Raw genomic sequence first — 13,879 nt, forward strand, 5'->3', positions numbered from 1 at the left:
CGGGCCCGCACCGCTTCGGGTGCCGGAGGGCTGGCTCGTCATCCATCACGGCGTCACCGGGGAGCAGCCCAAGGGCTTCGACCCGACCACGCAGAAGGTCAGCTACTCCGCCGGGGCGCTGCTCCTCGATCCTGCGGACGTCACCCGAGTGCTGGCTCGGACCGCGGAGCCCATCCTCGTCCCGGAAACCGAGGAAGAACGAATCGGCACCGTGGGGAACGTCGTGTTCCCGACCGCAATCGAGGAGGTGGACGGCGTGCACTACGTCTTCTACGGCATGGCCGACGCCAAGATCGGCGTAGCCCGGTTGGACCGACTGCCATGATCACCTCCCGTCAGTCCCTGCTCGACAAACTGATCAAGGCCAACGACATCCGCGGTACGGTCCCGGACCAACTCGACGCTGAACTGACCTTCCAGGTCGGTGCGGCCTTCGCGCACCTCACCAGTGCGGAACAGATCGCCGTCGGACACGACATGCGCGTCTCCTCGCCGGAGTTGGCCGACGCCTTCGCCGCCGGCGTCACCAGCCGCGGCGCCGATGTGCTCGCGATCGGGCTCGCCTCCACCGACATGCTGTACTACGCCACCGGCGCGCGGGCGATGCCCGGCACGATGATCACCGCCAGCCACAACCCGTCCGCGTACAACGGCATCAAGCTTTGCCGCGCGGGAGCGGCACCTGTCGGGCGAGAGACCGGTCTCGCCGAGATCAGGACCCTGCTCGAAACCAGGCTGCCGGAGTACGACGGCCCGTCGGGGACCGTGCGGTCCGAGGATTTGCTGCCGTCGTACGCCGAGTATCTGCGCAGTCTCGTCAGCCTCGACGGCAGCCGCGCCTTGAAGATCGTGGTCGACGCCGGCAACGGCATGGCCGGACACACCGCCGCCGCCGTGCTCGACAACCCCGCCTTCGAGATCGTGCCGCTGTACTTCGAGCTCGACGGCACCTTCCCCAACCACGAGCCCAACCCGCTGGAACCGGCCAACCTGGTCGACCTGCGCGCAGCGGTCCGCCGGCACGAAGCCGACATCGGATTGGCCTTCGATGGTGACGCGGATCGCTGCTTCTTCGTCGACGAGCACGGCGACGCCGTCTCAGCGAACGACATCATCAGTCTCATCGCCACCCGCGAGCTCGCCCGGCACCCCGGCTCGGCGATTGTCTACAACGTCATCACCAGCAAGGCTGTCGCCGAGCAGGTCGTCGAGCACGGCGGCGAACCCGTCCGTGCCCGGGTCGGTCACTCGTTCATCAAGCAGGTGATGGCCGACCACGACGCGGTCTTCGGCGGCGAACACTCCGGCCACTACTACTTCCGGCGGTTCTGGCGTGCCGACACCGGCATGCTGGCCGCGCTCCACGTACTGGCCGCCCTCGGGCAGACCGACCGGCCGCTGTCAGCACTGGCGGCTCAGTTCTCCCGCTACGTGGCCAGCGGCGAGATCAATCGCACCGTCACCGATATCCCTGCCGTCCTGGACCGGGTCGAAACGCTCTACACGGCGAACGGCGCGACTGCCGACAAACTGGACGGTCTGACCATCACCCTGCCGGGCGGAGAGTGGTTCAACCTGAGGCCCTCCAACACCGAGCCACTGCTCCGCCTCAACGTCGAAGCGGCCGACCAGCAGACCATGACGCGGCTTCGTGACGAGGTCATCGATCTGCTCACCGCCCGAGCGGTCAGTGGTCACCTCTGAACGACGCCGGGTCATGGTCGAACGCCTTGCCGGCGGGATAGGACACGAGTTCGAACTGCATACCCCACGGCGCCACGAAGTAGACCCAGCGCTGCCCCGACGACGGGCCTGAACTCGCGGTCGGTTCACCCAGCACGGGAACGCCCCGGTCCCTCAGGTACGAGACGGCCGCGTCGAGGTCCTCGACGTACAGGGCGAGGTGGTGGCCGCCGACATCGCTGTTGCGCGGGACAACGGCCTGTTGCGGATCCGCCTGGTACTCGAAGACCTCGAACACGGCCTGGCCGCCGCACCGGTAGAAGCGCAGTTGCCGCATCACCGTTCGCGGGTCGACGTTCAGGTGCTCGGCCATCCAGTCGTCCGCCGAGCTGAAGGGGCCGAGCGAGTACAGGTACTCGCAGCCGAGGACGTCCACGAGCCAGGCGTGTGCCTGCTCCAGGTCCGGCACCGTGAAGCCGATGTGGTCCAGGCGGGTCAGGCCGGGCAGAGTCACAATCACTCCTCTCATTGGATCCAATAAGTTCCATCATCATGCGTGATGGACAGCAGTAGTGTCGAGAGGCACTTGAAAATGGATCCAATCATGTGGCAAGGTTCAAGGCATTCCGATCCTCTGAAGGGGGCTCTCGATGCCTGCGGAACATCCACTCGAAGCCAGTGCCGACTGGTCGGAGTTCGCCGTCACCCAGGACGACTGGGACGCCGCCGCGCCCGAACTGCTGACCGGGATGTTCAGCCAGCTCGTGCTGATCCGGACCTTCGAGGAGTACGTCCTCGAGCTCGCGGCGGACGGGCTGATCCACGGCCCGGCGCACTCGAGCATCGGACAGGAGGGCGGCGCGGTCGGCGCCTGCTTCGCGCTCACCTCCGAGGACACGGTGAACGGGTCGCACCGCGGCCATCACCAGTTCCTCGCCAAGGTGCTCGCCCACCTGCATCCGAAGGGCATCGACCCGGCGAAGCCGTTCCCGGACGACGTACGGGACGTGTTGCTGCGGAGCCTGCGCGAGATCTGCGGCCTGGACCGAGGGTTCAGCCACGGCCGGGGCGGCAGCATGCACCTGCAGTGGCACGAGGCCGGCGCGATCGGCACCAACGCGATCGTCGGTGGCGGCGTGCCCTTGGCGGCAGGGTCCGCGTGGGCCCACAAGAAGTCCGGCACCGACGCCGTGGCCTTCACCTTCTTCGGCGACGGCGCGACCAACATCGGCTCGACGCTGGAGACCCTCAACCTGGCCGGCGCCTGGTCGCTACCGCTGTGCTTCTTCGTCGAGAACAACCTGTACGCCGTCTCGACCCACGTCTCCGAGGTCACCGCCGAGCCGAGGCTGTCCGGCCGCGGCCCCGGCTTCGGCATCCGGAGCTGGAAGGTCGACGGCATGGATCCACTGGCCGTGTACCTCGTCACACAGGAGGCGTTGTCCCACCTGCGCAGCCGCAAGGGGCCGGTCATGATCGAGGCCGACGTGTACCGCTATTTCCACCAGAACGGCCCGTTCCCCGGCTCGGCGTTCCGGTATCGCAGCAAGGAAGAGGAAGCGCGGTGGCGCGCGCGTGATCCGATCGATGTCACGGCGGGGCACCTGGTACGCCGCAAAATCCTCACCAAGAAGGCGGTCGCGGAGACGATCAAACGCGCCAAGGCCCTGATGTCCGAGATCGGCGATGTGATTCTGGAGCCTCGCCCGGGCGGCAAACCGGGCGAGCGCCGCATCGTGCCGTCGGAGTGGCCGGACCCGGCGTTCGTCGACCAGGGCATCCGCGGCGATCTGTCAGAGCTGGCCGGGATCGAGTTCACCGATGCCGAGGACTTCGCCGGCGAGCTGACCGAGGTGAAGTTCATCGGGGCTGTGGCCGCCGTGATGGGCCGCCGGCTGGAGACCGATGCCCGCGTCGTGGTGATGGGCGAGGACGTGCACCAGCTCAACGGCGGCACCAACGGCGCCACCCGGGGGCTGAGCGACGCCTTCCCGGACCGGGTGCTCGGGACTCCGATCTCGGAGAACGCGTTCGCGGGGCTGGGCGGGGGACTCGCGCTGGACGGCCGCTTCCGGCCGATCGTCGAGTTCATGTACGCCGACTTCATGTGGGTGGCGGCGGACCAGTTGTTCAACCAGATCGGCAAGGCGCGGCACATGTTCGGCGGCGAAAGCAAGGTGCCGTTCGTACTGCGCAGCAAAGTGGCCACCGGCACGGGCTACGGGTCACAACACTCGATGGACCCGGCCGGCATCTTCGCGACGGCGGCGGGCTGGCGGATCGTCGCGCCGTCGACGCCGTTCGACTACGTCGGCCTGATGAACACCGCGCTGGCCTGTGACGACCCGGTCGTGGTGCTCGAGCACGTGGACCTCTACAACTCGACCGGTCCGGGGCTGGAGGGGAACCTCGACCACCACCTCCCGGTCGGCAAGGCCGCCGTACGGCGTGAGGGCGCGGCGCTGACCATCATCACCTACCTCGCAATGACGCCCGCGGTCCTGGCCGCCGTCGAGGAGACGGGAATGGACGCGGAGGTGATCGATCTTCGCTGGCTGGACCGGGCCAGCCTGGACTGGGACACGATCACCCGGTCCGTGACGAAGACGAACAACGTGCTGATCGCCGAACAGGGCGCCGTCGGTACGTCGTACGGCGGCTGGCTCGCGGACGAGATCCAGCGCCGCCTGTTCGACTGGCTCGACGCCCCGATCGAGCGGGTGACGGGTGGTGAAGCGTCGCCGAGCATCAGCAAGGTGCTGGAGCGGGCCGCGTTCGCGTCCACCGAGGAAGTCGTCGCGAAGCTCCGTGAACTCTCGAAGGAGCGGCTCCATGGCTGAGATCCTGCGGATGCCGGAGGTCGCGGCGAACACCGCGGAAGGGATCCTGGAGTCCTGGATCGTCGAGGTGAAAACCCCTTACTCGGCGGGCGATCCGATCGTCACGGTCGAGACCGAGAAGGCCGTGGTCGACGTCGAGGCCGAGGCCGACGGCATCCTCCTGCGCCTGCTGGTGGACGCGGGTGCCACCGTCGCGGTCGGTACGCCGATCGCGATCTGGGGTGTACCGGACGAGCCGGAGTCCGCCGTGGACGCCTTGGTGGCGTCGCTGACCGGCGATCCGGAGCAGGCTGTTGCCGCTGGTCCGGCCGTGCCGGAAGTGGTTGCTCCGAGCAAGGGTGAGCGGATCTTCGCGAGCCCGCTCGCGCGACGCCTCGCCCGTGAGTCCCGGGTGGACCTGGCTGCCGTCCCCGGCAGCGGCCCGAACGGGCGGATCCGCCGCGCCGACATCGAGGCGGCCCTCGCCGCGGTACCGGCGGATCGGGACGCGGTACCGGCGGATCGGGGCGCGGTACCGGCGGATCGGGGCGCGGTACCGGCGGATCGGGACGCGGTACCGGCGGATTGGGATGTAGTAGCGGCTGATCGGGACGCGGCGTTGACGACGAGCGCCGGCGCTGAGGTCGAGGCGCCGGGAGTCGTGGAGGTGCCCAACTCGCGGATGCGGATGGCCATCGCCCGGCGCCTGACGGAGAGCAAGCAGAGCATCCCGCACTTCTATCTGCGAGCCGCCGCACGCGTTGACGCCCTGATGGACCTGCGCCGGCAGATCAACGCCGGCGGGGGAGTCAAGGTGTCGGTCAACGACCTGCTGGTCAAGGCGATCGCGCGGGCCCATGCCGAGGTCCCGGCCATGAACGTGCAGTGGAACGACACGTCGATCCGCCACGTCCGGGAGGTCGACATCGCCGTCGCGGTGGCGACCGACGGCGGTCTGGTCACCCCGGTGGTCCGCGGTGTGGACAGCCTGCCCGTGAGTAGCGTGGCTGCGGCGACGAAGGACCTGATCGCTCGCGCGAAGGACCGCCGGCTCCGGCAGGACGAACTGGAGGGCGGCACGATCTCGATCACGAACCTCGGGATGTACGGCACCGAGGACTTCGCGGCGATCATCAATCCGCCGCAGGCGGCGATCCTGGCTGTGGGCGCGATCCGTCCGCAGGCGGTCGTCGAGGATGACGCTGTCATCGTCGCTTCGGTACTACGCCTGACACTGGCGGTCGATCACCGTCCAGTGGACGGCGCCACCGCCGCCCAGTGGATGAAGGCGTACGTCGACCTGCTCGAACACCCGCTCAGGATCTTGCTATGAGCACCGAGTACGACCTGGTCGTCCTCGGCGGCGGATCGGGCGGCTACGCGGCCGCGTTGCGCGGGGCCCAGCTCGGTTTCAGCGTCGCCCTGATCGAGCAGGACAAGCTCGGCGGCACCTGCCTGCACAGCGGCTGCATCCCGACCAAGGCGCTTCTCCATGCGGCCGAGGTCGCCGACGCGACGCGGCACGCCGCGACGATCGGAGTCCGCGCGACCTTCGAGGGCATCGACCTGCCCGCCGTGTACGCCTACCGCGACGGCGTTGTCGACCGCCTCTACCAGGGCCTGCAAGGACTCGTTGCCAGCCGCAAGATCGTTCTGGTCCAGGGACACGGTCGCCTCACCTCGCCATCCACCGTGCAGGTCGGCGATCAGTCCTACACCGCGAGGAAAGCGGTCGTCCTCGCCACCGGATCCATGGCCCGCAGCCTTCCCGGCCTCGCGTACGGCGGCCGCGTGCTCTCCTCGTCGGAGGCACTCTGTCTGCCGGAGCTACCGCGCCGGGCGATCGTCCTCGGCGGTGGCGTGATCGGGGTGGAGTTCGCGAGCCTGTGGCACTCGTTCGGCGTCGACGTCACGGTCGTCGAGGCGCTCCCGGGCCTGGTGCCGAACGAGGACCGGGCCTGCGGCAAGGCGCTGGAACGTGCCTTCAGGCGACGCGGCATCACCGTTCGTACCGGCGTACGGGTCGGCAAGGTCGAGCAGGGCGAGAAGCAGGTCTCGATCACCCTCGAAGCCGGTGAGTCGGACGTTCTCGAGGCCGATGTCCTGCTGGTCGCGGTCGGACGGGGTCCCCGGACGGCCGACCTGGGCTATGAGGAAGCCGGCGTCGTGCTGGATCGCGGGTTTATCAAGGTCGACGATCGGCTCCGGACCGCGGTGCCCGGCGTCTTCGCCGTCGGCGACGTCGTCGACGGACTCCAGCTCGCGCATCGCGGCTTCCAGCAGGGGATCTTTGTCGCCGAGGAGCTCGCCGGTCTCGATCCGGCGCCCGTCGCCGAGGCGCACATTCCGCGCGTCACCTACTGCGACCCGGAGATCGCTTCCGTCGGTCTCACCCAGTCCCAGGCCGAGGAGACGCTCGGCGCCGATCAGGTGGAGTGCGTCGAGTACAACCTGGCCGGCAACGGCAAGAGCCAGATCCTCGGCACGACCGGCTTCGTGAAGCTGGTCCGGGAGAAGAACGGCCCTGTCGTCGGGATCCACCTGGTCGGCGCGCGGGCGGGGGAACTGATCGGGGAGGCCCAGCTCGCGGTTGCCTGGGAGGCCCGTCCCGACGACGTCACCCCGTTGGTGCATGCGCATCCGACCCAGAACGAAGCGATCGGTGAGGCGTTCCTCGCCCTGGCCGGCAAGCCGTTGCACGCGCACGGCTGAGCGATCACAGAAAGAAGGAAGAGCCATGACACAGACTCAGGCCTCCACCACGATCGACGCCCTGTCCGGCGTACCTCGCGGGCTGCTGATCGGCGGACGCTGGGTGGAGGGCGAAGCCGGTCAAGAGATCGCGGTCACCGACCCGTCCACCGAAGCGACGGTCGCGACCGTCGCGGCCGGCTCGGTCGCTGACGGGCTCGCCGCGGTCGCCGCCGCCCACGATGCCCTGCCCGGGTGGGCCGGAACGCCGCCCCGGCAAAGGGGCGAGATACTGCGACGGGCGTTCGAGCTGATGACGGCGCGGGCCGAGGAGCTGGCCCGGATCTGCGTGATCGAGAACGGCAAGACTCTCGCGGACGCCCGGGCCGAGGTGGCCTACGCCGCCGAGTTCTTCCGCTGGTACGCCGAGGAGAGCGTCCGCCTGGTCGGCACCGTCCAGCGGGCCCCGGGTGGCGCGAACCGGATCCTCACCTTCCGCCAGCCGATCGGCGTCTCGCTGCTGGTGACTCCGTGGAACTTCCCGCTGGCGATGGCGAGCCGGAAGCTGGGGCCCGCGCTCGCCGCGGGGTGCACAGTGGTGCTCAAGCCGGCGAGCGAGACTCCGCTGTCCGCGCTGGCGATCGCCCGGATCCTCGAAGAGGCAGGCGTTCCGGCCGGGACGGTCAACGTGATCTCCAGCAGGCGGTCCGGTGCCGTGGTCGGCGCCATGCTCGACGATCCCCGAGTCCGCAAACTTTCCTTCACCGGATCTACCGAGGTGGGCCGGCTGCTGCTCGCCCGGGCAGCGCAGACAGTCACCGGCTGTGCGATGGAACTCGGCGGCAACGCGCCGTTCGTCGTCTTCGATGACGCCGATCTGGAGGCCGCCGTGGACGGCGCGATGATCGCCAAGATGCGCAACGGTGGGGAGGCCTGCACGGCGGCCAACCGCTTCTACGTCCAGTCGGGCATCGCCGACGACTTCACCGCCGCCCTCGTCGCCCGGATGAACGCGCTACGGATCGGCTCCGGGCTGGAACCCGGCGTGGATCTCGGGCCGCTGGTCAACGCCGAGAGCCGCGACAAGGTCGCCTCGCTCGTCGCAGCCGCCGTCGACTTCGGCGCACGGGTGGCAACGGGCGGTGGCCGGCCCGATCGGACCGGCTTCTTCTACGAACCGACCGTGCTGGCCGATGTTCGCGGCAACGCGCCGATCCTGCGGGAGGAGATCTTCGGGCCGGTCGCTCCGGTGGTCACCTTCCGGACCGAGGAGGAGGCGGTTGCCGCCGCCAACGATACGGAGTACGGCCTCGTTTCCTACGTGTACACAAGGGATCTGGCCCGTGGCCTGCGGGTCGGCGAGGCGCTCGACAGCGGCATGATCGGGCTGAACCGCGGCGTGGTGTCCGATCCGGCCGCTCCGTTCGGCGGGACCAAGCAGAGCGGTCTTGGCCGGGAGGGCGGGCACGAGGGACTGCTCGAGTTCACCGAGGAGAAGTACGTGTCGACGGACTGGTGACCCGGGCAGATGAGCGGGACCAGTTCGCAGTACCGGCGATGGCGGCGAGACGCGCGCCGCGCGCTCCGCGAGCTTCTCGCTCACCACCGGACCGTGCCCGGCGAGTGCTTCGGCGGACTGCTGGAGGGCTGCGATGTGGTGGTGATCGAGACGGGCCGCGCCAGCGCCTGGCTCGTCCGGTATCGACCGGATCCCGACCAGTTGGCGGCAGGCGCGCTCGCGGCGGTGTTCGATCAGGTGACTCTGGTGGTGCCGGAGCGATCGGTCGCGGATGCCGTCGGTAGCTCCGCGACGCAGTACGGCGTGTACTCCGTCGGCCACGTTGCCGGCAGGGCAGTACTCGCGCCGATCCGGCAACCGGTGGCGCAACCGGCGCACGACGCCGCAATGTTGGGTCGGCTGCTCAGCCGGGACGACCTCGCGAGCATCCTGAGGTCGTGCGGCCGGCCCGTCCATCCGTTCGCCGCCCGTGGGGAGCTTCTCGAGCAGTTGCTCGGCTCCTGCTCGGCGAGCGGCGCGCGGCAGTTGATCCTCGCGTCGTTGCGCACCTGAGCCGGGTCAAGGCGTACACTCCTACTGAAGATTGTGTTCACCGACGACCATCGCGTCCAGCAGGGAGTTCACCGTGGCCACAGGATCTTCCGGCGAGCAGGGTGGTCTCCCGATCGCTGTCGGCGCCCGGTTGAAGGACATCCGCCAGGGCAAGTGGCTGACCCTGCGCGAGGTGGCCAAGCGGCTGGCGATCTCGCCGAGCCTGCTGTCGCAGGTGGAGAACGGGAAGACCCAGCCCTCCGTCGGAACCCTCTACGGCCTGGTGACCTTCTACGGGGTCTCCATGGACGCCGTGCTCACCGGTCGCGAGCCGAGCGGGGCAGGCCCCGAGCCGAGCGGAACTGGCCGGCCGAGGCCTGCCGAAAGCCGGCGCCCGCAGGCGCACGCACCCGGTGGTGCGGCGGTGCAGCGTGCCCAGGAGAATCCGAAGCTGGTGATGGAGAACGGCGTGACCTGGGAGCGTCTGGCCATCGTCACCAGCGATCGTTCGATCCAGCCGATCCTGGTCACTTACGCGCCGGGAGCATCCAGCAGCCTGCAAGGCAAGTGGACGCAGCATCTGGGCGTGGAGTACGCGTACCTCCTGTCCGGGGTGCTCACCTTGCACCTCGAGTTCGACGTTCACGAGGTCGGCCCGGGGGACTCGATCGCGTTCGACTCCACCCGGCCGCATTACTACTCCAACGAAACGGACCAGGACGCCAAGGCCGTGTTCTTCGTCGACAATCGCGAGCGCGACGAAGTCGGGCAGGCCGCGGACGGTGCGGACGACGCGAACGGCGTCGCGAGGATCCTCACCGACCTGGGGCTCGCAGCCGACCCGCCCGCGGAGTCCGCGCGCGGCTGATCCGGCGGCCCTTCCCAGCCTCCTCGTGTTCAGTTAGGCTGTACATGCTTCAGACGGGACTTCACTCATGCTGAACATTCGCAGCTCGGAGGCTCAACGATGGGCACGGCAACCTTCGGAATCAACGTCGTCGACTGGGAGGAGCGTGTCGTCCCGGAGCGGTTGCGCGCCGAGCGGCTCGCGCGACTGGAACAGCAGCTGGATTCCTCGGATCTCGGTGCGCTGCTGACTTTCGACTTCCACAACATCCGGTACATGACCGGGACGCATATCGGCACCTGGGCGATGGACAAGCTGATCCGCTTCGCGCTCCTGCCGCGCGGTGGCAAGCCGGTGCTGTGGGACTTCGGGTCCGCGGCCCGCCACCACGACCTGTACGCGCCCTGGCTGGACCACCGGACCGACGAATCGCTCAGCGACGCGGTCCGCGCCTTCAGCGGTTCACGGGCCGGTATCTCGGTCCTGCGCGGAGCGTTCCACCCGCAGGCGGGGATCGCCGAGTCGCTGGCCGACAAGATCTTCGCCGAACTGGACCGTTTCGGCCTGACCGGCGAGCCGATCGGGATCGACATCGCCGAGATTCCGGTGCTCAAGGCGCTCGAGGCCCGGGGACTCACCGTGGTCGACGGACAGCAGGTGTTCCTGGAGGCGCGGCGGATCAAGACCCGCGACGAGATCACTCTGCTGACGACGGCCGCCTCCATGGTCGACGCGGCGTACGACGACCTGTACGCCTTCCTCCGCCCGGGAGTGCGGGAGAACGAGGCGGTCGGGCTGGTGGCGAACAAGCTCTACAGCCTCGGGTCGGAGCACGTCGAGGGGGTCAACGCGATCTCGGGGGAGCGGTGCGCGCCCCACCCGCACGTCTTCTCGGACCGGCTCCTCCGGCCCGGCGACCCGGCGTTCTTCGACATCCTGCACAGCTTCATGGGCTACCGGACCTGCTACTACCGGACCTTCGCCGTGGGGAGTGCGTCCGCCGCCCAGGTCGACGCCTACAAGCGCTGCCGCGAGTACATGGACGTCGCGATCGAGGCAGTGAAGCCGGGTCGGACCACCGCGGACATCGTCACCTTGTGGCCGCGGGCCGAGGAGTTCGGCTTTCCGGACGAGGAGGCGGCGTTCGCGTTGCAGTACGGCCATGGGGTCGGGTTGTCGATCTGGGAGAAGCCGGTCTTCAGCCGGCTGGTCTCCCTCGACCACCCGGAGGTGATCGAGGAGGGCATGGTCTTCGCCCTGGAGACGTACTGGCCGGCCAAGGACGGCTGGGGTGCGGCCCGGATCGAGGAGGAACTGGTCGTCACTGCCGACGGCGCCGAGGTCATCACCAAGTTCCCCGCCGAGGATCTGCTGGTCGCCGGGCAGCGGTACTACACGACCGGCGGCTACCTGCCGACGACCCGGGATGCCCAGTCCCACCTCAACAACCGTTGACGGGGCGTCGACGCTGAAGCCTGGTGACGGCCACTTCCTCCAACTGGGCGCAACATCTGGCGCCTTGGGCGCATCAAGCCAACTATGGAAGAAATGCCGGCTGTGGCGCTCCGAGCGCGGTGCGTGTACGGCCGACCCCTGGGTGGGGCGGCAGCGTCCTGTCCGGATCTGGCCCCGGCGGAGGCGAGGGGACCCCGCCCAGGTCGCAGACTTCGGCTCTGGCGAGTGACGGCCAGAGCCTCGTGACGTCGCTGTCCGGCGACGTGGGGGAGGGACAACCTCATGCGATACAAGAGCACGGCCGGTGTGGCCGTGGGGATCGCCGTTCTGGTGCTGGGGGCGGGAGCCGCAACAGGGGGGACTCGAACGCCGGCGGCCACGCCGGGCATCACGATCGTGCCGGCCCCACCGGGACCGGAAGAGGCACAGTTCGTGCCTGGCGCGACCAACTTCGAACCGACGACCGCGCCACCGGCCACGGACATCGGGGTGAACAAGGTCCAGACGCTGGCAGCGCCCTTCTACGCGTGTCCGGGCTTCAGCGGGATCGAGCGGACGAACCCGTTGGCGAACCTGTACAAGGATCAGTTCGCCTGGGGGCCCTATGCGCCGTACACGGTCGGCAACGGCGGAGGCAACATCAACTGGCTGGCGAACCCGTACAAGAACGCCAGTTGGTACATGTGGTTCCACTCGCTGCGCTGGCTCGGCCACGGCATCATCGCGGCGGGCAAGGGTGATCTGACCGCGCTGACCCGGGTGAACACGATCGCGTACGACTGGCATCGCGACAACCCGTACTCGTGGAAGGGCAACGTCGGCGCCTGGGAGTCCACCATGCACCGGACGAACGTGCTGATCTGCCTGCGGCAGGCGATCCTGTCCGGGCTCCAGGTCACGACGCTGCCGACGCGCTACGCGTGGCTGGACGCGGCCTTGCTGAGCCACGCGCGGTTCCTGACCTACAACTGGAGCGGCGCCTGGAACCACGGCACCGACGAGAGCATCGCGCTGTTCGGCGTCGGCTGCACGCTGAACCGCACGGACTACAAGAACCTCGCCCAGCAGCGACTGGGAGCCGGCATCACCACCTCGATCGACGCCCAGGGATCGACCAACGAACAATCGACCGGCTATGCGGCGTTCAACTACTCGCTCTGGGGCCGGGCCATCGCCGTACTGCAGAACTGTGGCGTCGATCCCGGTACGACGATGTCGACCCGGCGCGCGTTGCTGGCCAAGTGGCTGGCGCTGGCGACGAACTCGCTCGGCAAGCTGCACCAACTCGGTGACACCGAACTCCAGGCGCCGTACCCGTGGCCGGGCACGCCGATGGAGTACGCCGGCTCGCTGGGTACGAAGGGCACGGCGCCACCGTGGCGGGTCGGGATCTACTCGGCCGGTTATGTCTTCGGCCGTACCGGCTGGGGGACGAGTCCGACCAGGGGATTCGCGGGCGAATCGACGTACAGCATCAGGTTCGGTCCGTCGCGGGCGTTCCATGGGCACAGCGACCACACCAGCATCACGTACACCGCCAGGGGCCGCGAGATCGTCATCGACGGTGGGTACGCCGCCTACTCCGCCGGCGTGTGGCGCGCGTGGACCGTCAGCCCGAGCGCGCACAGTGTGATGACGACCCCGCTCTCGAAAGACCTGAACCCGGCAACGAGGTTGACCGCGTCGTCGGTGCGGACGAATGCGGAGGCGTACCAGTTCGTCGATGCTCCGGGCAGCGGGATCAGCCGCGTCCGGTCGGTTCTGGTGTTGAAGGACCCGGATCTGCTGGTCACGTGGGACCGCGCGTCGGCGAAGACCGCTCAGGCGTTCCAAACCCTGTGGCACTTGCCGCCGGACCAACGGGCAACCGTCTACTCGCGAACCACAGCGGTCGCGATGGCGCCCGGTGACACGACCAGGACCATCCTCTTCCAGGTCCCGTTCGAGCAGGCACTCCCTGCCGGCGCGACCCTGCTCAAGCAGGCCCAGACGAGCCCCATCCAGGGCTGGTACTACCCGAGCAGCTACGTCCGCAAGTCAGCACCGACCTTGATGCTCGCACGATCGGGTACGAGCGCGTCGATCCTGTCGTTCGTCGTCCCGGTCCGGTCCACCGGTTCGGTCACCTACACCACCCGATGGTCCGGTACGACCTTCATCATCAGCCTGAACGTCGGCGGCCAACGCACCGCGGTGGCCATCTCCGGCGGCGGCTCGCTCTACCGAGCCGGCTAGACATCTGATGGACGATCGTCGCCCGGTCGGAGGGGAGGCATACCGCGTCGGTGGCGTGGATGACTTGGTTGTCTACCTCTTCCGACTCGGCGGCGAAAG

At 68.6% G+C, this 13,879-nt stretch carries 11 protein-coding genes; 10 read left to right on the forward strand and 1 reads right to left on the reverse strand.

The window, feature by feature from the left end; translation table 11 throughout:
• Both ABD255_RS01145 and ABD255_RS01150 read left to right on the forward strand, forming a co-directional pair.
• Positions 1–325: glycoside hydrolase family 130 protein (locus ABD255_RS01145; protein WP_486336040.1), on the forward strand; the 325-nt coding region annotated here is incomplete at its 5' end.
• Positions 322–1,704: a phosphomannomutase/phosphoglucomutase gene (locus ABD255_RS01150; RefSeq protein ID WP_344208755.1), complete on the forward strand. Its 1,383-nt coding sequence runs from the start codon at positions 322–324 to the stop codon at positions 1,702–1,704. The genes ABD255_RS01145 and ABD255_RS01150, both read left to right, overlap by 4 nt.
• Here ABD255_RS01150 and ABD255_RS01155 read toward each other — a convergent pair.
• On the reverse strand, positions 1,688–2,197 hold the full coding sequence (locus ABD255_RS01155; protein WP_344208757.1) for a VOC family protein: 510 nt from the start codon (positions 2,195–2,197) through the stop codon (positions 1,688–1,690). The two genes, ABD255_RS01150 and ABD255_RS01155, sit on opposite strands and share 17 nt — an antisense overlap.
• A 136-nt stretch (positions 2,198–2,333) precedes the next feature.
• Between ABD255_RS01155 and ABD255_RS01160 the strand changes: the two genes are divergently transcribed.
• From ABD255_RS01160 to ABD255_RS01195, 8 genes are all read left to right on the forward strand, one after another.
• Entirely contained in the window at positions 2,334–4,523 is a 2,190-nt protein-coding gene (locus tag ABD255_RS01160; RefSeq protein WP_344208759.1) for an alpha-ketoacid dehydrogenase subunit alpha/beta, read from the forward strand.
• A complete protein-coding gene (locus ABD255_RS01165; RefSeq protein ID WP_344208761.1) occupies positions 4,516–5,835 on the forward strand; it encodes a dihydrolipoamide acetyltransferase family protein in 1,320 nt (439 codons plus the stop codon). The genes ABD255_RS01160 and ABD255_RS01165 overlap by 8 nt, the downstream gene beginning before the upstream one ends.
• Entirely contained in the window at positions 5,832–7,214 is a 1,383-nt protein-coding gene (gene lpdA, locus ABD255_RS01170; RefSeq protein ID WP_344208763.1) for a dihydrolipoyl dehydrogenase, read from the forward strand. Before ABD255_RS01165 ends, lpdA begins: the two co-directional genes overlap by 4 nt.
• 25 nt (positions 7,215–7,239) lie before the next feature.
• The gene (locus ABD255_RS01175) at positions 7,240–8,712 is read left to right on the forward strand and encodes an NAD-dependent succinate-semialdehyde dehydrogenase (RefSeq protein ID WP_344208765.1); all 1,473 of its coding nucleotides are present in this window, start codon (positions 7,240–7,242) and stop codon (positions 8,710–8,712) included.
• A gap of 9 nt (positions 8,713–8,721) precedes the next feature.
• Positions 8,722–9,264 (forward strand): hypothetical protein, encoded by a 543-nt coding sequence (locus tag ABD255_RS01180; RefSeq protein ID WP_344208767.1) that lies wholly within the window; start codon positions 8,722–8,724, stop codon positions 9,262–9,264.
• A gap of 73 nt (positions 9,265–9,337) precedes the next feature.
• A complete protein-coding gene (locus tag ABD255_RS01185) occupies positions 9,338–10,111 on the forward strand; it encodes a cupin domain-containing protein (RefSeq protein WP_344208770.1) in 774 nt (257 codons plus the stop codon).
• Positions 10,112–10,210: 99 nt separating this feature from the next.
• Positions 10,211–11,545 (forward strand): M24 family metallopeptidase, encoded by a 1,335-nt coding sequence (locus ABD255_RS01190; RefSeq protein ID WP_344208772.1) that lies wholly within the window; start codon positions 10,211–10,213, stop codon positions 11,543–11,545.
• Positions 11,546–11,827: 282 nt separating this feature from the next.
• Positions 11,828–13,780: a heparinase II/III domain-containing protein gene (locus tag ABD255_RS01195; RefSeq protein ID WP_344208774.1), complete on the forward strand. Its 1,953-nt coding sequence runs from the start codon at positions 11,828–11,830 to the stop codon at positions 13,778–13,780.
• The last annotated feature ends 99 nt before the right edge of the window (positions 13,781–13,879 follow it).

It is taken from the genome of Kribbella sancticallisti (genome assembly GCF_039530625.1).
GTDB lineage: Bacteria > Actinomycetota > Actinomycetes > Propionibacteriales > Kribbellaceae > Kribbella > Kribbella sancticallisti.